The organism is Microbulbifer mangrovi, assembly GCF_002009015.1.
Classification (GTDB): domain Bacteria; phylum Pseudomonadota; class Gammaproteobacteria; order Pseudomonadales; family Cellvibrionaceae; genus Microbulbifer; species Microbulbifer mangrovi.
The window spans coordinates 1-731 of the sequence record NZ_LZDE01000081.1; the positions used below are offsets into that span (position 1 = coordinate 1).

At 63.2% G+C, this 731-nt stretch carries 1 protein-coding gene; it reads right to left on the reverse strand.

Features of this window, described 5'->3' with window-relative positions:
• The coding region (locus B4U49_RS00360; RefSeq protein ID WP_275078264.1) for a PPC domain-containing protein at window positions 1-716 on the reverse strand (716 nt) is incomplete at its 3' end.
• Between the last annotated feature and the right edge of the window lie 15 nt (window positions 717-731).

Consider the following 731-nt stretch of genomic DNA (forward strand, 5'->3'; position numbering starts at 1 on the left):
CGGCAGTCGTAGCTGCTGGTGGTGGGCTGCGAGCCGTAGCGTACATACAGGTCACCGTCACCGCTGCCGCCGGACATCAATACCTCGAGCGACGCCATGCCGCTGTTCACGTCCAGGGTGAAGTGCTGCCAGCTGCCGCTGCTGCCGGATACGTTGGTTTCGGTCCAGCCGCTGGCACCGCCGCCGCTGCTGCCCTCATCGAAGCTGCCTACCAGGCTGACGCTGGAGAAGCTGCTGTAGGCGCGCACCATCACGTAGTAAGTACCGGCCTGAACATTGCTGATGGAGCAGGTCTCGTTGTTGCCGTTCAGGTAGGGACGACAATCGTACGCGGAGGTGGTGGGCTGGCTGCCGTAGCGGACATAGAGATCCGCATCGCCGCTACCGCCGGAGATCTGGAAGCTCAGGTTGGATGCGCCTGCAGGTACTTCCAGGGTGTAGAGCAGCTCACCGCCGGTGCTGGCGGACAGTCCGGTTTCCGCAACGCCGTTGGACAGCTCGCCGTCACCGGGTTCTGGATCCGGGTCCGGGTTGCCGCCACCATTGGCCGAGTTCACCGCGGCTGTTGCATCGACAATACCGCTACCACACTGGCTGCAGGAGCCGGGGAAGCTGCGCGCGGTGTTTTTGAGGATGGTTTCCACTTCGGTAGGGGTAATACCGCTATCCACCGCATATAGCAGTGCCGCCGCACCGGCTACATGAGGAGCCGCCATACTGGTGCCCTGGTA